This is a genomic window from Streptomyces sp. D2-8 (assembly GCF_023184515.1).
Classification (GTDB): Bacteria; Actinomycetota; Actinomycetes; order Streptomycetales; family Streptomycetaceae; genus Streptomyces.
Window position 1 is genome coordinate 219,590 of sequence record NZ_JAAHBP010000007.1, and the last position, 18,403, is coordinate 237,992.

Consider the following 18,403-nt stretch of genomic DNA (forward strand, 5'->3'; position numbering starts at 1 on the left):
GGGAAGGGGGCGCCCCGCACGGGGACGCCCCTTTCCGCTCAGCACGCAACGTCAGGCGTCGAAGTCCTGGTCGAAGCGGTCCTCCTGCTCGCGCTCACGGTCGCGGTGCGGCTCCGTGCGCTCACGGTCGCGCTGCGGCTGCGAGGGGTCCATGTCCTCGTCCCGCCGGCGGTTGCGGCCCGGCACCTGCTCGCGAGCCTGCTCCGCCTTCTGGCGAGCCTGGTTCTGCCACTGCTCGGACTTCTCCTGGAACTGGTCCTTCATACCCATGTGGGTTCACTCCCGTTGGGGGTGAGGGGATCTGGCTCGTTCAGATTCACATGGGCCGTGACGCTGCGCATGTCGATCACTTACGGAGCGTAGTCCGCTGCTGCTCATCGGCCGCTCCACCGGCCCCGACCAGGCCCGTGCCCATGCCCGTCAGCCGGTCCGCGAACCGCCGCATCTCGCGCTGGCCCACCGTCCCGATGACCGCGGGCAGGTAGCCGCGCACGCCCTGCATCCCGCGCAGCCACCACTGCCCGTACACATGGCTCGACCTGCGCTCGATCCCGGCCACGAGCCGGTCCACGGCAGGCCCCAGCGGGTACGTCTTGTTGGACGGCCAGGGCAGCCGCTGCCTCAACTCCCGCATGACGTCGTCCTGGTCGGCCCCGCGCACCATGTCGGTGTCCGTCCACGACAGGTACCCGACGCCCACCTTCACACCCCGGTGCCCGACTTCGGCACGCAGGCTGTGCGCGTACGCCTCCACGCCCGACTTGGACGCGCAGTACGCGGTCATCATCGGCGCCGGGGTGATCGCGGCGAGGGACGCGATCTGGAGCAGATAGCCCCGGCTCTGCGTCAGCAGCGGCAGGAAGGCACGGGCGGTCACCGCCGAGCCGATCAGGTTGACCTCGATCACCCGCCGCCAGGACTCCGGGTCGGAGTCGGCGAACGGCCCGCCGGTGGCGACACCGGCGTTGGCGACGACGATGTCGACCCTCCCGAAGCGCTCCTTGACCTCGGCGGCGACCTGGGCCATCGCCTCGTGGTCGGTGACGTCGGCGTGCCAGTGGTCGCTGTCGCTGTGCAGCCGCCCGGAGACCTGCTTGAGCCCGTCCGGCTCCAGGCCGACCAGCGCCACCTTCACCCCGCGCGCGGAGAGCTTGCGGGCCAGCAACTCCCCGACGCCGCGCGCCGCCCCGGTCACCACGGCGACCTTCCCCTCGAGGCTCACCCTGCTCATGCGCTCTCCTCGGATACGACCTGGATGTGTGTGTGGACGAGGTCCCGGATCGTGCCGGTGACCAGTTCGGGCGCCTCGATGGGCGTCATGTGGCCGATGCCGGGCAGTTCGACGATCCCGGTGCAGTGCGGCAGCGCGGCGGCCAGGGCCCGGGCCTGCACCGGCGGCGTCAGCCGGTCCGCCGTACCGACGATCACTGCCGTGGGCACGTCAAGCTCCCGCACGCCGTGGTCGAGGTCCAGCAGATCCAGCACCTGCGACCAGGCGTAACGGACCTTGCGGGGGCAGGCGTGCACGATCCGGGCACACGCCTCGATCATGTGCGGCGCCGAACCGGGCCCCATCGTCCCGTACTTGAGGATCCGGCGGGCCGGCGGTGTGACCGGCCCGAGCGGGGCACGGGAGCCGAGGATCCGCCGGGTCAGCCAGGTCCGCAGCCGCCCGGCCCGCATGGGCACCACGGTGGAGGCCGCGACCAGCTGCGAACTGCCCGTGCTGCACAGCAGGACGGCGGCCGCGTGCGCCCGGAACGCGGCCCTCCCGGAGGCCGCCATCACGGTCATCCCGCCCATGGAGTGCCCGGCGATCACGGCCTGTTCGCCGGGCGCGAGGGCGGCCTCGAGAACGGCTTCCAGATCGTCGGCGAGCGCGTCGGAGCTGCACGCGGGGCTCGCGGGGCTGCGCCCGTGGCCGCGCTGGTCGTAGGCGATGACCCGGTGGTCGGCGGCCAGATCGCGGATCTGCGCCGCCCAGAAGGCGGTCGAGCAGGTCCAGCCGTGGGCGAGGACGACGGCGGGCGCGCCCTCGGGGCCGTGGACCTCGACGTGCAGCCGGGCGCCGTCGGCGGAGACGGCGGTCAGCTCACGCGCCGGGGCGGGCGGGGCGTAGGGGCCGGAGTCGACGTGCAGGAGGCGGCTCACGCTTCCACCCCGGCCTTCTCCTGCGCGATGCCCTTCCTGGTCGCGGGCGCCCGCAGGACGTCGTACTCCGCGAGGTCCACCCGCCGTGTCGCCCGCCGGAACTCGCCGGTCGTACCGGGCCAGATGGTGGTGTTGCGGCCGCTCGCGTCGAGGTACCAGCTGGTGCAGCCGCCGGTGTTCCACACGGTGCGTTTCATCCGCTCCTGCACCCGGTGGTTCCAGGCGCGCACGGCGTCCGGGCGGGCGTCGAGGGCGACCCGGCCGCCGAGGACGTCGAGCTGGCGCAGGTAGTCGGCGAGGTAGTTCAGCTGGGACTCGATCATGAGGATCATCGAGGAGTTCCCGAGGCCGGTGTTGGGCCCGATGACCGTCATCCAGTTGGGGAAGCCGGCCGCCGAAGCGCCGCGCAGGGCCTCCATGCCGCCCTTCCAGGTCTCGGCGAGGGTCCGCCCGTCGGCGCCCACCACCCGGTCGGCGATGGGCATGTCGGTGACGTGGAACCCGGTGCCGAAGACGATCGCGTCGGCCTCGGCCTCGCTGCCGTCGGCGGCGACCAGGGTCGAGCCGCGGACCTCGGCGAGGCCGCTCGCGACGACGTCCACATTCGGCTGCGCGATCGCCGGATAGTACGCGCTGGACAGCAGGATCCGCTTGCAGCCGATGCGGTAGTCCGGGGTGAGCTTCGCCCGCAGGGCCGGGTCCTTGATGGAGCGGGCCATGTTGCGCCGGGCCAGCTGCTCCACGAACCCGAGCTCGTTCGGGCGCTTGGTGAACGCCTGCACCTGCAACTCCCGGATACCCCACAGCAGTCCGCGCCTGACCTGCGAGGTGAAGGGCAACTGCCGGTGGATCCACCGCTCTGTGTCGCTGATGGCCCGGTCGATGCGGGGCATCACCCACGGCGGGGTGCGCTGGAAGAGCGTGAGCCGGGAGACGTCGGGCTGGATCGCCGGCACGATCTGGGCGGCCGAGGCGCCGGTGCCGACCATCGCGACGCGCTTGCCGCGCAGGTCGTAGTCGTGGTCCCAGCGGGCGGAGTGGAAGACCTTGCCCGGGAAGGAGTCCAGGCCCGGGATGTCCGGCACCTTCGGGTCGGACAGCGGCCCGGTGGCCGACACGACGATGTCCGCCGACAGGTTGCCGCTGCTGGTCTCGATGTCCCAGCACAGCCGCTCGCCGTCCCAGGCCATCCGCTTCACCTCCGAGTCGAAGCGGATGTGCGGCCGCAGCCGGAACACGTCCGTCACGTGCTCCAGATAGGCGCGGATGTGCTCCTGCCCCGAGAAGGTGCGCGGCCAGTCCGGGTTGGGCGCGAAGGAGAACGAGTACAGATGGGACGGCACGTCACACGCACACCCCGGGTAGCTGTTGTCCCGCCAGGTGCCGCCGACGCTGCTCGCCCGCTCCAGGACGACGAAGTCGGTGACACCCTCGCGGCGCAGCCGCACGGCGGCCCCCAGCCCGCCGAACCCGGACCCGACCACCGCGACCCGCACATGCTCGTGTTCGCGCTCGCCCATGCCGACACCTCCACACACCACGAGAACCATGCCAGTGAACACTGGCGCAATGGGAGCGTAGGGCAGTGGCGTACTGATGGGTAGGGGGCGGGACGAGGAAAGTTACCCTTGGTACGCCTTAAGGTGCCCAGGTGGCCGAGAAGCGTGAATACCGCATGGAAGAGCTGGCCCGCCTCGCCGGGATCACGGTGCGCACCCTGCGCTTCTACCGCGAACGCAAGCTGATCCCGCCACCCCGCCGCGAGGGCCGCATCGCCTGGTACGACGAGAACCACCTGGCCCGGCTGCGCACGATCACCGCCCTGCTGGAGCGCGGCCACACCCTCAGCGGCATCGCGGAACTGGCGGAGGCCTTCGACCACGGCCGGGACGTCGGCGACCTGCTCGGCGTCGGCGGCCCCACCGAGGAGGAGCCCGTCCACCTCACCCCCGAGGAACTCGCCGACCACTTCGCGGGCGAGGCCACACCGGAGAACCTCGCCGCCGCCATGGAACTCGGCTACCTCGGCACCGACGGCGAGGAGATCGTCCACATCAGCCGCCGCCTCCTGGACGTCTCCTCGGCCCTGGTCCACGAGGGCATCCCCCTCGCGGAGGTCCTCGGCGCGGCCCAACAGGTCCGCACCCACGCCGACGCCCTCGCCGAACTCTTCACCGCCCTGGTCCTCCGCCACGCCTCCCCCCAGGACCTCCCCCGCCTGCGCCCCCTGGCACGGAGCGTGGTGGAGGCGGAACTGTCGCTGGCGTTGGACCGGAGGATGCGCAGGCCCTAGCCGGGCGGCCGGCCTAGCGGTCGTACACGACGGTCACGGGCGCATGGTCGGACCACCGCTCGGCGTGCGTGGCGGCCCGCTCCACGAACCCCTTGACCGCCCGCTCGGCGAGCCCCGGGGTGGCACCGTGGTAGTCGATCCTCCACCCTGTGTCGTTATCGAAGGCCCGACCCCGGTACGACCACCACGAGTACGGCCCCTCGGTGTCCGGGTGGAGCGCCCGGACGACGTCGACGTACCCGCCGTCCGCGAGGTCGAAGACCCGGGTCAGCCACTCCCGCTCCTCCGGCAGGAACCCGGAGTTCTTGGTGTTGCCACGCCAGTTCTTCAGGTCGGCCTGCTGGTGGGCGATGTTCCAGTCGCCGCAGACCAGCACCTCGCGTCCCTCGGCGGCGGCACGCTCCCGGAGCCCCTTCAGGTAGGCGAGGAACTCGCCCATGAACCGCTCCTTCTCGCCCTGCCGCTCGGTGCCGACCTCGCCGGAGGGCAGGTACAGCGAGGCGACGGTGACCCCCGGCAGATCCGCCTCCACGTACCGTCCGCTGCCGTCGAACTCGGCGGACCCGAAGCCGATCCGCACCCGGTCGGGCTCGCGGCGGCTGTACAGGGACACCCCGGCCCGCCCCTTGGCGGCGGCCGGCGCGTGCACCACATGCCACCCCTCGGGCGCACGGACGTGCTCCGGCAGCTGCTCCGGCTCGGCCCGCACCTCCTGGAGGCACAGCACATCGGCTTCGGTCTCCGCGAGCCACTCCACGAAGCCCTTCTTCGCGGCGGCACGCAGCCCGTTCACATTCACAGAGGTCACTGTCAGCAAAGCACTCTCCTCGACATCACCGGCGACCCCAGCGGCAGGACCCGTTGTCGGAGGTCACAGTGAGCACCCCGGCACGATACCGGCACGCTGGACGAGGTCCAGTTCCGGATCGAATACGGTAGCGGCCATGCAGATACGCCGGGTCTCCTTCGACCACCCCGACGCCATGAAGCTGAACGACCAGGTCCAGGCCGAGTACGCCGTCCGCTACGGCGACGAAGGCGACGCCACGCCCTTGGCCGCCGCGGACTTCGACCCGCCGAACGGCGTCTACCTGATCGCGTACGACGAGCACGGCACCCCCGTCGCCTCGGGCGGCTGGCGCGCCCAGGACGCCAACGACGAGGGCAACGTCGACGGCGACGCCGAGATCAAGCGCATGTACGTGATCGACGGCATGCGCGGCCGGGGCCTCGCCCGCCGCGTCCTGGCCGCCCTGGAGGAGGACGCCCGCACGGCCGGCCGCATCCGCATGGTCCTGGAAACCGGCACCAAGCAGCCGGAGGCCATAGCCCTGTACACGTCCAGCGGCTACGAGCCGTGCGCCAAGTTCGGCTACTACCGCTTCCACGACGCGAGCCGCTACTTCGCGAAGGGCCTCTGAGACATGTGGTGCTGAACACACGTCAGAGCCCCGGTCGGGATACCCGACCGGGGCTCTGAGCTGCGTGGGCCGTTCACGAGTGGGGCTGACGTGCACTGATGAGGGCTCGTGAAGATCTTTCCCCGATCAGCTGGAGATCGTTCCCCAGCAGCGGGGAACACGACGGGTTGCCGACGGCCGGGCACTCGCGAGGTACCCAAGCCGCTCGCGGTGCACCGCGCCCCTCTTTTGGGTGATGGCACGGAGGAGAGTTTCGAAGTAATTTCAAAGTCATGGGTACCGAGAGCGCAGCCGTGAACTTCTCCGAGCTGGTGAACAAGAACAAGCAGACGCTTGCCCGGCTCCAGGAATCACCGAGACTGCTCCTGCACCGCAGAGACGGCGAGGATCTGGTCCTCACCACCGCGGCGCGGGCCGAGCAGGACCAGACCGTGGTGTCGGCCGCCACCCGGATGCTGGCCGCTATGGCGCGCCGCGAGCCAGGCAGCATGGAACTGCTCCTCGACATACTGCCGGACGCCTTCCCATGGGTTCGTTTCCTGCCCGAGGCCGATCTCCACGCCTTCGCCGTCGAACTGGTCGACACCATGCGCGCCGCCGACTCCCTCGGCAACAGCGCCTCCGTCGCCCAGCTGCTCATCGCCTGGCAGCACACCGCTGAGGTCTATTCCGACCCCGAACTGCTGGCCGCACTGACCAGGGATCACGGCGAAGACTACGGCCCGGTACCAGACCCGCGGGGCGCCGCGTGACCGCGGGGCCGCGGCGACCGCGCCGCACCACCGGCACCAGAGGGCCACTGGGAAGTCCGCTTTGCGGACGCGGCCTCGGCCAAGGGCTGGGAGAGCCTCGCCCAGCAGGTCCGCGAGAACACCTATCGCGCCTGGGTCACCATGCGCACGAACCCCAGGCCAGCCACCGAGACACCCCGCCGCACGACCCACCGTCCAACTCCCCCAGAACGAATGGCTCAACCCACCACCAGCGGACGAACTGCCCCGCGTCTGCAGCAAATCCGACATCACCGTCCCCGCCGACGCCACCGGCGACCTCAAGACCGCCAAGTTCCGGCAGGACAGCCACTACCTGTCCGACGACTGGATCGCCGCCTACAAGCCCATCCGCTCTCACAACGAGGGCATCCACGGCCGCCTCAAGGGCGACGAGATCGACATCGGTAACCCAAAGCACCGGCCGGCACCGGGCCAGGTAGCCCAGACGCTCCTCGTCGCGCTCCTGGTCACCGCCGGCAACCTCGACATCCTCGAAACCTGGCTCTACCAGCGCACCGGCACCCAACTCACCGACACCATCTTCGACAACACCGATCCCCAGCCGCCGACACGGCCTGAGACTGAACCACCCGCACAGACCGAACGGCCGCCGCCACCCATCACAGACCGCTGAACCACAAGAACCGAACACGACCGCAGCCAGCCCCGGCACCCCGGGGCTGGCTGTGATGCATGCGACACGGAAAAGCGGGACAGCGGCACGGCCACGCTCAACGTCCGCCGCCATCCATCACCCCGAACAGGCTCGAACAGAACCCGGAAACGACGAAAATCCCGACCGATCATGAAGATCAGCGGGATCTCGTCAACCACTCCTGAGTGAACTCAAGAACAGTCGTGCGTGGACCTGAGGGGATTTGAACCCCTGGCCCCCTCGATGCGAACGAGGTGCGCTACCGGACTGCGCCACAGGCCCTTGCAACGAGTGAAACTTTAGCACCCCGATCGGCCTGCTTGGAAATCCGTTCCTCAGGGGCGGTCACCTGCGGCTTCGCGGGGCTACTCGTTGGCGGCCCGGGGGCGATCCCCGTCCTCGTACTGGTCGAACAGCGGGGTGCGGCCGCGCTCCCGGGCCCGTCGGGCGGAGGCCGCCCGGCGCGCGTCGGTGCGTCCGTCGTCGTCGCCGGTGTCCTGGGTGGAGGGGTGCGGCTCGCCCGGGTGGTCCTCGGCGCCGTCGTCGCTCTCCGCGTTCGGAGTGACGGCGCTGGACCGGGCCGAGCTCCAGGTGTCGGGGGCGCCGAGGTCCACGTCGCTGGTGGCCCGCGGGGCGACCGGGGCCGTCACGTACGTCGGCAGGGGCACCGGCACCGGCTCCCAGCTGTCGCCGCCCTGCCCGGGGCGCCGCTGCCGCTCGCGCTGCTGGTCGACCCACTCCGCGTGGTCGGTCTGCTCGACGAGGGCGCGCCGGTCCGCCGCGAGGGCCGACATGCCGGGGTCGGTCACCGGCTCGGGTCCCTCCTCCGGTTCGTCGCTCGCCTCGTCGGCCAGGGGGCGGCGGCGGGGCTGGCGCTGGCGCTCCCGCAGGCGCTGGGCCGCGGCCTCGGCCATGCGGCGGTCCATCTGGTAGGCGAAGCGGCGGCGCTCCTGGGAGCGCAGGTACGCGATGTAGACGCTGAGCATGACCGCGGGCACGCCGGGGGCCCACAGGAACGCGAGTCCCCCGACCGCGGCGACGATCGCGCCGAGTGTGAAGGCGAGGAACAGCATGGTGGTGGTGCGCCGACGGCGCGCGAGCACCTTCGAGCGCCGGGCTCGCGCCGCGGCCGCCTGGTTCGCCTGCGCCGAGGCGTTGCGCCGGGCGGCGGGCACCTGCTCCCGGGGACGCCCGGTGCGCGCCGCGTTCGGTGCGGGCGACTGGCGGGCCGGGGGTTCGGGGGCCGCCGGCCGGGCCGGCTGCTCGGGGGCGGGCGACGGGACGGGTGCCTGGGTCTGCGGGCGGGTCTTGGACACGGCGAAGGCCCGGACGTCCACCGAGTCGGTGACGGCGTCCAGGTCGTCGGCGTCCTGCTCCCCCTCTTCGGTGGAGCGCGCCCGCAGGTCCTTGGCGTACCGGCGCTCCATGGCCGCCTTTCCGGACAGAAGCCGGATGGCGGTGCTGAAGCGTTCCGTCGGACGGGCCTCGTTCAGCTCGTCCTGCCTACGGAGCCACATCGGCACCAAGTAGGCGGCCCAGGCCCCGACAATGACTGCGTAGATGAGGCCGCTGCTGCTCACGCCTCACACGGTAGAGGGGTTTGCGTGAGGCCATCTGCCAATTGAGCCGGTGTGTCGCACGATCTGGCTGATATTTCGAACTTTTTTTGTGACCGATGCGATCAGCAGACCGCTCAGGCCGGGAATTCATTGCCCTGAGACGGTCACCGGGCGATCAATTTCGAACATTTATTCAATTTCCGGGGTGGTGCCGCATTCCCGGATTACTCTGCGATCGTGCCCGTTGCCAGCGCCTGAGCAACCCGTCCGGCACCTCTTCGGCCGTGAGGGCGAAGACGAGATGGTCGCGCCAGGCTCCGTCGATGTGGAGATATCGGGGCCGCAGACCCTCCTCGCGGAATCCGAGTTTCTCCACGACCCGGCGGCTGGGCGCGTTCTCCGGGCGAATGCAGACCTCGATGCGGTGCAGTCCGACGGTGCGGAAACAGTGGTCCGTGACGAGCGCCACCGCCGTCGGCATCACACCGCGTCCCGCCACCGCCTCGTCGACCCAGTAGCCGACGTGGCCCGAGCACATCGAGCCCCAGGTGATCCCCGCGACCGTCAACTGCCCGACCAGCCGCCCCTGGTACTCGATGACGAAGGGCAGCATCCGGCCCGCGTTCGCCTCCGACCTCAGGTGGCGGACCATCTGGCGGAAGGTCGGGCGGTGCGTCATCGGCCCGCCGGGCGTGGGCGGCGGAATCGTCGCCTCCCAGGGGCGCAGCCAGTCGCGGTTGCGCCGGTTGACCTCGCGCCATGCCCGCTGGTCGCGCAGCTTTATCGGCCTGAGGACGATGTCTCCGTCCACCAGCTCCACGGGCCAGGATGGGCTGTTCAGCTCGCACCCCCACTGCCGGGTCTGGGGTGGTCGCCGCCCCGGAGCTGCTCGACGGCGTGGACGAGCAGCGGCTCCAGGACGGCGAGGCCGTCCTTCACGCCGCCGCTGGAGCCGGGCAGATTGACGATCAGCGTGCCGCCCGCCACTCCGGCCAGGCCCCGGGAGAGCGCCGCGGTCGGCACCTTCTCCCGGCCGAACGCCCGGATGGCCTCGGCGATCCCCGGCACCTCGTGGTCGATCACGCGGCGGGTCGCCTCGGGGGTGCGGTCGGTGGGCGAGATGCCCGTGCCGCCGGTGGTGACGATGACGTCGTACCCGGCGTCGACACCGGCGCGCAGAGCGGTCTCCACCGGGTCGCCGTCGGGGACGACCTGCGGGCCGTCGACCTCGAAGCCGAAGCGCTTCAGGCCGTCGGAGACCAGCGGGCCGCCCTTGTCCTCGTAGATCCCGGCGGCGGCCCGGTTCGAGGCCGTGATGACGAGAGCGCGGTACGTCATGCCCGGCTCCAGTCGCCCGACTTGCCGCCCGTCTTCTCCTCCACCCGTACGTCCGTGATGACCGCTCCCTTGTCGACCGCCTTGACCATGTCGATCACGGTGAGCGCGGCGACGGAGACCGCGGTGAGGGCCTCCATCTCGACACCCGTGCGGTCCGTCGTCTTCACGGTGGCCAGGATCTCCACGGCGTCGTCCGCGACCGACAGGTCCAGTTTCACACCGGACACCGACAGCGGGTGACAGAGCGGAATCAGGTCGGGGGTGCGTTTGGCGCCCATGATCCCGGCGATCCGCGCGGTCGCGAGGGCGTCGCCCTTGGGGACACCCTCGCCGCGCAGCAACTCGATCACGCGGGGCGAGACGAGGACGCGTCCGCTGGCGCGTGCGGTGCGCGCGGTCACGTCCTTCTCCGACACGTCGACCATGCGGGCGGCGCCCGCCTCGTCGATGTGCGTCAGCCGATCCGGCGTAGGGCCGTCCTGCGGGGGTGGGTCCTGCGTGCTCATGCTGTGTGGCGCTCCCGGTCCGGGCCCGTCGCGGTGCGGCGCACGGGCCTGCTGTGCGCGACACGGTACCCCCAACCAGCGGCTATCGGCCGAGCAGGACCACGTCGACCTCGGTGCCCGGCTCGACGGACTCGGTGTCCTCGGGGACGGCGATCAGGGCGTCCGCGTGGGCGAGGGCGGCGACCAGGTGGGATCCGGCGCCGCCGACCGGGGTGACCTTGCCGTCGGCGTACGTGCCGCGCAGGAACTGGCGGCGGCCCTTCGGGGAGGTCAGCGCCTTGTCGGCGGCCAGCGTCGCCCGGGTCGTCGGCCGGTGGACGTCCTGCAGGCCCATGAGGGCGCGGATCGCGGGGCGGACGAACAGTTCGAAGGAGACGTACGACGACACCGGGTTGCCGGGCAGGGCCAGCAGCGGGGTGTGGTCGGGGCCGATGGAGCCGAAGCCCTGGGGCTTGCCGGGCTGCATGGCGAGCTTGCGGAAGTCGATACCGCTGCCGGCCTCGTCCTCGTCGCCGACGTGGGACAGCGCCTCCTTGACCACGTCGTAGGCGCCCACGCTCACCCCGCCGGTGGTGACCATCAGGTCGGCGCGGACCAGCTGGTCCTCGATGGTGGAGCGCAGGGTCTCGGCGTCGTCGGCGACGGCGCCCACGCGGTAGGCGATGGCGCCGGCGTCGCGGGCGGCGGCGGTGAGGGCGAAGCTGTTGGAGTCGTAGATCTGACCGGTGCCCAGTTCCGTGTCGGGCTGGACGAGTTCGCTGCCGGTGGAGAGCACCACCACACGCGGGCGCGGGCGGACGCGGACGGTGCCGCGGCCGATCGCGGCGAGCAGGCCGATCTGGGGCGGGCCGAGGATCGTGCCGGCCTCCAGGGCGCGGTCGCCGGCCTTCACGTCGCTGCCCTTGGCGCGCACATGCGCGCGTGCCTCGGCCGGGCGGTACACGTGCACGTGCCCGGTGGCGCCCTCGGGGCCGAGGCTGCGGGCGCGCATGCCGCGCACCGGGCCCTCGCCGAGCCCGCCGTCGGTCCACTCGACGGGCACGACCGTCTCGGCGCCGGGCGGCAGTGGGGCGCCGGTCATGATGCGGGCGGCCTGGCCGGGGCCCACGTGGAGCAGTTCGGCCTGGCCCGCGGCGACGTCCCCGACGACCTCCAGGGCCGCCGGGAACTCCTCGCTCGCGCCGGCGACGTCCGCGACCCGTACCGCGTATCCGTCCATCGAGCTGTTGTCGAAGGGCGGCAGGGACACCGGAACCGTGATGTCCTCGACGAGGACGCAGCCCTGGGCGTCGAGCAGGTGCAGCTCGATGGGTTCCAGGGGCCGGACGGTGGCGAGGATGTCCTCCAGGTGCTCGTCCACCGACCAGAGGTGGTCGGGGCCGACGTGGTCCTGGCCGGTGACGTGGGGCGCGGCGCTGCTCAACGTGCTACATCTCCTCGGCTACGTAACTGCGAAGCCAGGTCCGGAAGTCCGGGCCCAGGTCTTCACGTTCGCATGCGAGTCGGACAATGGCACGCAGGTAGTCACCGCGGTCGCCGGTGTCATAGCGGCGGCCCTTGAAGACGACGCCGTGCACCGGTCCGCCGATCTTCTCGTCCTCGGCGAGCTGCTGGAGGGCGTCGGTGAGCTGGATCTCGCCGCCGCGGCCGGGCTCGGTCCGGCGCAGTATCTCGAAGACGTGCGGGTCGAGGACGTAACGGCCGATGATGGCGTAGTTGGACGGGGCGTCGGCCGGGTCGGGCTTCTCGACGAGGCCGCTGATCTGGACGACGTCGCTGTCCTCGGTGGTCTCCACGGCCGCGCAGCCGTAGAGGTGGATCTGCTCCGGGGCGACCTCCATGAGCGCGATGACGCTGCCGCCGCGCTGCTCCTGGACCTCGACCATGCGCTGCAGCAGCGGGTCGCGGGGGTCGATGAGGTCGTCGCCGAGGAGGACGGCGAAGGGCTCGTCGCCCACGTGCGGGGCGGCGCACAGGACGGCGTGGCCGAGGCCCTTGGGGTCGCCCTGGCGGACGTAGTGCATGGTCGCGAGGTCGCTGGACTCCTGCACCTTGGCGAGACGGTCGGCGTCGCCCTTCTTCTGCAGGGCCGACTCCAGCTCGTAGTTGCGGTCGAAGTGGTCCTCGAGGGGGCGCTTGTTGCGGCCCGTCACCATGAGGACGTCGTCGAGACCCGCGGCGACGGCCTCCTCGACCACGTACTGGATCGCGGGCTTGTCCACGACCGGCAGCATCTCCTTGGGAGTGGCTTTGGTGGCCGGCAGGAACCGGGTGCCGAGGCCTGCTGCGGGAATGACAGCCTTGCTGATCCGAGGGTGCTGAGTCATGTGCGCCACCCTATCCGGTGCCTTTGCATGGAATCTGCGGCTCCGGTTCATAGGCGCTCGTATGAGCGTATTGCCATAGTTCGGGAGCAACCATTGAGTCCTATCGCACGTCCGGGCGAGCCTGACAAGCGGAGTTTGCGGCGCGGACTCCTCGCGGTGAGGAGCAGGTTGACGGCGGATGACCTGCGGGAAACGTCGGCGGCGCTGGCCGGGCGGGCCCTGGAGCTGTCCGAGTTGGCGGGGGCCGGCACGGTGGCGGCGTATGTCTCGGTGGGGAGTGAACCGGGGACGCTCGCGCTCCTGGACGCTCTGCGCGCCCGGGGCGTGCGCGTGCTGCTGCCGGTGCTGCTGCCCGACAACGACCTGGACTGGGGCGCGTACGAGGGCGAGGGCTCACTGGCGCCTGTCCGGCACGGCGGCAGGATGACGCTCTTCGAACCCACGGGCGAGCGCCTCGGGCCGGACGCCGTGACCACCGCCGGCGCCGTGCTGCTGCCGGGGCTCGCGGTGGACGCGCGCGGAATGCGGCTCGGGCGGGGCGGCGGCTCGTACGACCGGGTGCTGGCCCGGCTGGAGCGGGCGGGTGCTCATCCCGCCCTGGTGGTGCTGCTGTACGACTCCGAGGTCGTCGAACACGTCCCGGAGGAGCCGCACGACCGGCCGGTGCACGCGGTGGTGACACCGTCGGGGGTCCGGCGCTTCGGCCAGGAGCCCTGACGCGAAGCGGCCCTCCACGCACGCGTGGAGGGCCGCTTGTACTACCGACGTACTGCCGAGCGTCAGTGGCTCACGGTTTGAGCACCAGCTTGTCGGTCGTGCTCTTCTCGACCGCCTGGTCCGAGAAGGGCCACGGCAGCAGTTCACCGTCGGCCCACTTGTCGGTCTGGTCGACGTAGTGGGCGCTGTAGGCGTGCCCGGAGGCGCCGGTGAGGTTGATCCACTTCGACTTGTCGAGGTCGCCGAGGTTCACCACCATCCGCATGGACGGCACCCACACCACCCCGTAGCCGCCGGCCGCGTTCCAGCCGGTCGCGTTGACCGTGGCCTCGCCGCCGCCGAGCTCCCAGGGGCCGCGGTTGAGGGCGTACCGGATGAATTCGGGGCCCGCGGTACCGAGGGTCTGGTTCTTCAGGAACAGGCGGTGCAGCCGGCCCCAGCTCCAGGAGTCGATGTCCTTGCCGAGCTTGGCGGTCAGCTCCCAGCGGGCGTCGATCATGGCCCGCTTGAACAGGTCGTCGCGGTTGTCGGCGCCGGGGCGGGTACCCACCTCGGAGGTCTTCCACCAGTCGCTGTCCGGCTGGTCGATGAGCCCCCGGACCACCTCGAACCAGCGGTCACCGCCGTCCGGCTGCGCCTGGTCGGGGTCGCGCTGGCCACACTCGCGGACCTCCTCGGCCTCGTCGGCGGGGCCGGTGGTGTTGACCGGCTCGACCCACAGGCACTGGCCCTTGGGCCGCAGCTCCTTGGGCAGCTTGTTGCCGAAGGCGAGCTTGAGGATGTTGCGCCAGACGGCGTTGAAGTACGCGGCGGCCGCCGAGTCGGCGTCCTGGGTGTAGTCCCAGCCCTCCAGGAGCTTCTGCGCCTGGCGGACGTCCTTGTTCTCGGGGTCGATCTTCAGCAGCGTGGGCACCAGCAGCCGGGCGACCTCGCTGCTGTTGTCCAGCTGCATCTGGCGCATGTCGTCCGTGGAGATCTTGCCGCCGTCCTTGATCTTCGACTGGATCAGGTCGGTGATCCGCTGGCTGCGCGCGCCGTAGCCCCAGTCCGCGGTGAGCGTGTACGGGTACTTGTCCGGGTCGATCACGGCCTGGTTGGCGGTGACGATGTAGCCGCGGTCCGGGTTGTACTCGTAGGGCAGCGCGTCCTGCGGGATGTAGCCGGTCCAGCGGTACTCGGAGTCCCAGCCGGGTGCCGGGATGGAGCCGTTGTCGCTCTTCGCGCGCGTGGGAATCTTCCCCGGCAGCGTGTAGCCGATGTTGTTCTCGCGGTCGGCGTAGATCAGGTTCTGCGAGGGCACCTCGAACTGCGCGGCGGCCTTGCGGAAGTCGGTCCAGTTCTTCGCCTTGTCCATGGCGAAGACGGCGTCCATGGTGGTGCCGGGCTGCAGGGCGGTCCAGCGCAGCGCGACGCCGTAGCCGTCGCCCCTGTCCGGTGCGGCGGTGTCGACGGCGGCCTTCTTGCCGACCTTCACGAGCTCCTCGTCGCGGTCGGACAGCAGGGGCCCGTTGTTGGTCTCGCGGACGACGATCTTCCTGGGTGAGCCGCCGGCGACCTTGATGGTCTCCTCGCGCGTCTCGAAGGGCTTGACCTTGCCGTCGTACAGGTAGCCGTTGCCGGTGATCTTCTCCAGGTAGAGGTCCGTGACGTCCACGCCGGAGTTGGTCATGCCCCAGGCGATGTCCTGGTTGTGGCCGATTATCACACCCGGCATGCCGGCGAAGGTGTAGCCGCTGACGTCGTACTGGCAGGTACTGGAGACGCTGCGGCAGTGCAGGCCCATCTGGTACCAGACGGACGGCAGGGAGGGCGCCAGGTGCGGGTCGTTGGCCAGCAGCGGCTTGCCGTTGATGGTGTGCTCCCCGCCGACGACCCAGGAGTTGGAGCCGATGCCGTCGCCGTTCACGCCGACGGCCGGCGGGAGGTCGTTCAGGACCCGGGTCAGGCCGCCGAGCTGGCTGCCCAGGCCCGCGGTGCCCGAAGCGCCGGAGGCGGTGCCGCTCGTGCCGGACGTGCCGGAGGCGGTGCCGGAACCGCCGGCCCCGGTGCCCGCGGTGCCGCCGGTTCCGTTCGTGCCGGACGCGCCGCTCGTGCCGCCCTGCTCGAATGCCCTCGCCAGCTCGCTGTACTGGCCCTCCTGGACGATCGCCTTGTTCCGGCCGTACGGGTACCGCGGGTACAGGTCGGCGATCTGCTTCGGGCCGAGGCGGCTGGTCAGCAGGGCGCGGTCGATCTCGTCCTGCATGTTGCCGCGCAGGTCCCAGGCCATCGCCTTCAGCCAGGAGATCGAGTCGACCGGGGTCCACGCTTGCGGCTTGTAGTCGTTGGTGAAGCCCAGCGCCGCGTACTCCAGGGAGATGTCCTCGCCGTCCTTGCCCTGGAGGTAGGAGTTGACTCCCTTGGCGTAGGCCTGGAGGTACTTCTTCGTGGCGGCCGACAGCTTGGTGTCGTACTCCTTCTTGGCGACCCGGTCCCAGCCGAGGGTGCGCAGGAACTCGTCGTTGTCGACCTGGCTCTTGCCGAACATCTCCGACAGCCGCCCGGAGGCCATGTGGCGGCGGACGTCCATCTCGTAGAACCGGTCCTGCGCCTGGACGTAGCCCTGCGCCATGAACAGGTCCGCGTCGGAGGAGGCATAGATCTGCGGGATGCCGTAGTTGTCGCGTTTGACCTCGACGGGACCCGACAGGCCCTTCAGTGTGAGGGTGCCCTTGGTCTGCGGGAAGGAGGCCCGGACGGTACTGATGGACCAGTACGACCCGTAGGCCACGCCCCCGATGAGGGCCAGCACCAGGACGAGCACGATAAGGCGGGCTTTGCGCCCCTTTCTCCTGCCGGACTTGCCGGGCTGCTGACCCGTGGAGGCGGTGGTGTTGGGGGGCATCGCTGTCCTTGCTGTCCTAACGCGAGCGGCAGGTTCGGCTGTGCTTTTAACTGAGCGCTGGAGCAACGATAGGCGCAGGGCCTTGCGCCCCTTGACGCGGAGTCGGGAACCGGCACGGACGGACGTTCGATCTCGCCCCCGCAAGCGTCAAGAAATCGTCAAGAGTTAGGTAAGGTAACGAAGTAGTTGGCGCGGTGCGCCACAGCTTCATGTGCGATGTACGTGAGCCCACGCGCGTGTGCGTGCGGGCCAGGGAAGGATTCGGCCGCTGACTGTCCACCACCTCAACCAGCTCCTGCTCGTCTGCTCGCTCGTCCTGCTCGTCGCCGTCGCAGCGGTACGGATCTCCTCGCGCAGCGGGCTCCCCAGCCTGCTCGTGTACCTGGGCATCGGCGTCGCGATGGGCCAGGACGGCATCGGGGACATCCACTTCGACAACGCCGAACTGACCCAGGTCATCGGGTACGCGGCCCTGGTCGTGATCCTGGCCGAGGGCGGTCTGGGCACGAAGTGGAAGGAGATCAAACCGGCCCTGCCGGCCGCCTCCGTGCTGGCGCTGGCGGGTGTGGCGGTGAGCGTCGGGGTCACGGCCTCGGCAGCGCACTACCTGATCGGGCTGGAGTGGCGGCAGGCGCTCATCATCGGGGCGGTCGTCTCCTCGACCGACGCGGCGGCCGTGTTCTCCGTGCTGCGCAAACTCCCCCTGCCCGCGCGCGTGACGGGCACGCTGGAGGCGGAGTCGGGCTTCAACGACGCCCCGGTGGTCATTCTCGTGGTGTCCCTGTCCACGGCCGGACCGGTCGAGCACTGGTACGTGCTGCTCGGCGTGATCCTGCTGGAGCTGGCCATCGGTGCGGCCATCGGGCTCGCGGTGGGCTGGCTGGGCTCCCTGGGCCTCAGGCACGTGGCGCTGCCCGCCTCCGGCCTCTACCCGATCGCCGTCATGGCGATCGCCGTGGTGGCGTACGCGGCGGGCGCGCTGGCACACGGCAGCGGCTTCCTCGCGGTGTACCTCGCCTCGATGGTGATGGGCAACGCGCGGCTGCCGCACTGGCCGGCCACGCGCGGGTTCGCCGACGGGCTCGGCTGGATGGCCCAGATCGGCATGTTCGTCCTGCTCGGCCTGCTGGTCACGCCGCACGAACTGGGCGACGACATCGTGCCCGCGCTGGTCATCGGGCTGGTGCTGACCATGGTGGCGCGTCCGCTGAGCGTGGTGCTCTGCCTGTCGCCGTTCCGGGTGCCGTGGCAGGAGCAGACACTGATGTCCTGGGCCGGGCTGCGCGGGGCCGTGCCCATCATCCTGGCGACCATCCCCATGGTGGAGGGCATCGAGGCCAGCCGCCGGATCTTCAACATCGTCTTCATCCTGGTCGTCGTCTACACCCTGGTCCAGGGCCCGACGCTGCCCTGGCTGGCCCGCAAGCTGCACCTCGGCGACGGTTCGGAGGCCGCCGACCTCGGCATCGAGTCGGCCCCGCTGGAGCGGCTGCGCGGGCACCTGCTCTCCGTGGCGATCCCCGGCGGATCGAAGATGCACGGCGTGGAGGTGGCCGAGCTGCGGCTGCCGCACGGCGCGGCCGTGACGCTCATCGTGCGTGGGGGTGAGTCCTTCGTTCCCCTGCCGACGACGATATTGCAGCGGGGGGACGAGCTCCTCGTGGTCGCCACGGACCCCGTCCGGGACGCGACCGAGAGCCGGCTGCGGGCCGTGGGGTACGGCGGCAAGCTGGCGGGCTGGCTGGGGACGGACGGTGCGAGCCGCTGAGGGGCGTTTTG

Annotated in this window: 18 protein-coding genes and 1 tRNA gene; 5 read left to right on the top strand and 14 right to left on the bottom strand. The window is 70.8% G+C overall.

Annotated elements, in window-relative coordinates; all coding sequences use genetic code 11:
- Window positions 1-51 precede the first annotated feature (51 nt).
- The 4 genes from G3I77_RS14665 to G3I77_RS14680 all read right to left on the bottom strand — a co-directional run bounded on the left by G3I77_RS14665 (window position 52) and on the right by G3I77_RS14680 (window position 3,671).
- Window positions 52-270 (bottom strand): hypothetical protein, encoded by a 219-nt coding sequence (locus G3I77_RS14665; protein WP_161369811.1) that lies wholly within the window; start codon window positions 268-270, stop codon window positions 52-54.
- A 76-nt stretch (window positions 271-346) separates the two neighbouring features.
- A complete protein-coding gene (locus G3I77_RS14670; RefSeq protein WP_248503828.1) occupies window positions 347-1,231 on the bottom strand; it encodes an SDR family oxidoreductase in 885 nt (294 codons plus the stop codon).
- The gene (locus tag G3I77_RS14675) at window positions 1,228-2,151 is read right to left on the bottom strand and encodes an alpha/beta fold hydrolase (protein WP_248503830.1); all 924 of its coding nucleotides are present in this window, start codon (window positions 2,149-2,151) and stop codon (window positions 1,228-1,230) included. Before G3I77_RS14675 ends, G3I77_RS14670 begins: the two co-directional genes overlap by 4 nt.
- Window positions 2,148-3,671, bottom strand: coding sequence for an NAD(P)/FAD-dependent oxidoreductase (locus G3I77_RS14680; RefSeq protein WP_248503831.1), 1,524 nt, complete (start codon window positions 3,669-3,671; stop codon window positions 2,148-2,150). The genes G3I77_RS14675 and G3I77_RS14680 overlap by 4 nt, the downstream gene beginning before the upstream one ends.
- Before the next feature lie 131 nt (window positions 3,672-3,802).
- Between G3I77_RS14680 and G3I77_RS14685 the strand changes: the two genes are divergently transcribed.
- A complete protein-coding gene (locus G3I77_RS14685) occupies window positions 3,803-4,444 on the top strand; it encodes a MerR family transcriptional regulator (RefSeq protein ID WP_248503833.1) in 642 nt (213 codons plus the stop codon).
- Window positions 4,445-4,457: 13 nt separating this feature from the next.
- Here the strand turns inward: G3I77_RS14685 and G3I77_RS14690 are convergent, their stop codons facing one another.
- The gene (locus G3I77_RS14690; protein ID WP_248503836.1) at window positions 4,458-5,261 is read right to left on the bottom strand and encodes an exodeoxyribonuclease III; all 804 of its coding nucleotides are present in this window, start codon (window positions 5,259-5,261) and stop codon (window positions 4,458-4,460) included.
- A 127-nt stretch (window positions 5,262-5,388) separates the two neighbouring features.
- Here G3I77_RS14690 and G3I77_RS14695 point away from each other — a divergent pair, with 127 nt between their 5' ends.
- Both G3I77_RS14695 and G3I77_RS14700 read left to right on the top strand, forming a co-directional pair.
- Window positions 5,389-5,865: a GNAT family N-acetyltransferase gene (locus tag G3I77_RS14695; protein ID WP_248503838.1), complete on the top strand. Its 477-nt coding sequence runs from the start codon at window positions 5,389-5,391 to the stop codon at window positions 5,863-5,865.
- A gap of 272 nt (window positions 5,866-6,137) precedes the next feature.
- Window positions 6,138-6,617 carry a hypothetical protein gene (locus G3I77_RS14700; protein ID WP_248503840.1) on the top strand — a complete coding sequence of 160 codons (480 nt, stop codon included), beginning with the start codon at window positions 6,138-6,140 and terminating at the stop codon, window positions 6,615-6,617.
- Window positions 6,618-6,753: 136 nt separating this feature from the next.
- Here the strand turns inward: G3I77_RS14700 and G3I77_RS14705 are convergent, their stop codons facing one another.
- From G3I77_RS14705 to galU, 8 genes are all read right to left on the bottom strand, one after another.
- Window positions 6,754-7,386 carry a hypothetical protein gene (locus tag G3I77_RS14705; RefSeq protein ID WP_248503843.1) on the bottom strand — a complete coding sequence of 211 codons (633 nt, stop codon included), beginning with the start codon at window positions 7,384-7,386 and terminating at the stop codon, window positions 6,754-6,756.
- A gap of 115 nt (window positions 7,387-7,501) precedes the next feature.
- Window positions 7,502-7,575, bottom strand: a tRNA-Ala gene (locus tag G3I77_RS14710).
- An 83-nt stretch (window positions 7,576-7,658) separates the two neighbouring features.
- Window positions 7,659-8,873, bottom strand: a complete 1,215-nt coding sequence (gene glpR, locus G3I77_RS14715; RefSeq protein WP_248503845.1) for a gephyrin-like molybdotransferase receptor GlpR — start codon at window positions 8,871-8,873, stop codon at window positions 7,659-7,661.
- A gap of 172 nt (window positions 8,874-9,045) precedes the next feature.
- Window positions 9,046-9,666 carry a GNAT family N-acetyltransferase gene (locus G3I77_RS14720; RefSeq protein ID WP_248504249.1) on the bottom strand — a complete coding sequence of 207 codons (621 nt, stop codon included), beginning with the start codon at window positions 9,664-9,666 and terminating at the stop codon, window positions 9,046-9,048.
- Window positions 9,667-9,689: 23 nt separating this feature from the next.
- On the bottom strand, window positions 9,690-10,190 hold the full coding sequence (locus G3I77_RS14725) for a molybdenum cofactor biosynthesis protein B (RefSeq protein WP_248503848.1): 501 nt from the start codon (window positions 10,188-10,190) through the stop codon (window positions 9,690-9,692).
- Window positions 10,187-10,696, bottom strand: a complete 510-nt coding sequence (gene moaC / locus G3I77_RS14730) for a cyclic pyranopterin monophosphate synthase MoaC (RefSeq protein WP_248503851.1) — start codon at window positions 10,694-10,696, stop codon at window positions 10,187-10,189. Before moaC ends, G3I77_RS14725 begins: the two co-directional genes overlap by 4 nt.
- Window positions 10,697-10,778: 82 nt before the next feature.
- Complete coding sequence (glp, locus tag G3I77_RS14735) at window positions 10,779-12,119, bottom strand: gephyrin-like molybdotransferase Glp (RefSeq protein ID WP_248503854.1); 1,341 nt, start codon at window positions 12,117-12,119, stop codon at window positions 10,779-10,781.
- A gap of 4 nt (window positions 12,120-12,123) precedes the next feature.
- Window positions 12,124-13,023 carry a UTP--glucose-1-phosphate uridylyltransferase GalU gene (gene galU / locus G3I77_RS14740; protein WP_248503856.1) on the bottom strand — a complete coding sequence of 300 codons (900 nt, stop codon included), beginning with the start codon at window positions 13,021-13,023 and terminating at the stop codon, window positions 12,124-12,126.
- A 168-nt stretch (window positions 13,024-13,191) separates the two neighbouring features.
- Here galU and G3I77_RS14745 point away from each other — a divergent pair, with 168 nt between their 5' ends.
- Window positions 13,192-13,740, top strand: a complete 549-nt coding sequence (locus G3I77_RS14745) for a 5-formyltetrahydrofolate cyclo-ligase (RefSeq protein WP_374385391.1) — start codon at window positions 13,192-13,194, stop codon at window positions 13,738-13,740.
- A gap of 70 nt (window positions 13,741-13,810) precedes the next feature.
- Here the strand turns inward: G3I77_RS14745 and G3I77_RS14750 are convergent, their stop codons facing one another.
- On the bottom strand, window positions 13,811-16,624 hold the full coding sequence (locus G3I77_RS14750; protein WP_248503860.1) for a penicillin acylase family protein: 2,814 nt from the start codon (window positions 16,622-16,624) through the stop codon (window positions 13,811-13,813).
- Between the two features lie 238 nt (window positions 16,625-16,862).
- On the opposite strand from G3I77_RS14750, the gene G3I77_RS14755 reads away from it, so the two are divergent.
- Window positions 16,863-18,392, top strand: a complete 1,530-nt coding sequence (locus tag G3I77_RS14755; protein WP_248503861.1) for a potassium/proton antiporter — start codon at window positions 16,863-16,865, stop codon at window positions 18,390-18,392.
- Window positions 18,393-18,403 lie beyond the last annotated feature (11 nt).

Bases quoted from the DNA above. Each gene is read 5' to 3' on its own strand.
- G3I77_RS14665 (WP_161369811.1), bottom strand. From the start codon at position 270: ATGGGTATGAAGGACCAGTTCCAGGAGAAGTCCGAGCAGTGGCAGAAC.
- G3I77_RS14670 (WP_248503828.1), bottom strand. From the start codon at position 1,231: ATGAGCAGGGTGAGCCTCGAGGGGAAGGTCGCCGTGGTGACCGGGGCG.
- G3I77_RS14680 (WP_248503831.1), bottom strand. From the start codon at position 3,671: ATGGGCGAGCGCGAACACGAGCATGTGCGGGTCGCGGTGGTCGGGTCC.
- G3I77_RS14695 (WP_248503838.1), top strand. From the start codon at position 5,389: ATGCAGATACGCCGGGTCTCCTTCGACCACCCCGACGCCATGAAGCTG.
- G3I77_RS14700 (WP_248503840.1), top strand. From the start codon at position 6,138: ATGGGTACCGAGAGCGCAGCCGTGAACTTCTCCGAGCTGGTGAACAAG.
- G3I77_RS14705 (WP_248503843.1), bottom strand. From the start codon at position 7,386: ATGGCGGCGGACGTTGAGCGTGGCCGTGCCGCTGTCCCGCTTTTCCGT.
- G3I77_RS14725 (WP_248503848.1), bottom strand. From the start codon at position 10,190: ATGACGTACCGCGCTCTCGTCATCACGGCCTCGAACCGGGCCGCCGCC.
- moaC (WP_248503851.1), bottom strand. From the start codon at position 10,696: ATGAGCACGCAGGACCCACCCCCGCAGGACGGCCCTACGCCGGATCGG.
- galU (WP_248503856.1), bottom strand. From the start codon at position 13,023: ATGACTCAGCACCCTCGGATCAGCAAGGCTGTCATTCCCGCAGCAGGC.
- G3I77_RS14750 (WP_248503860.1), bottom strand. From the start codon at position 16,624: ATGCCCCCCAACACCACCGCCTCCACGGGTCAGCAGCCCGGCAAGTCC.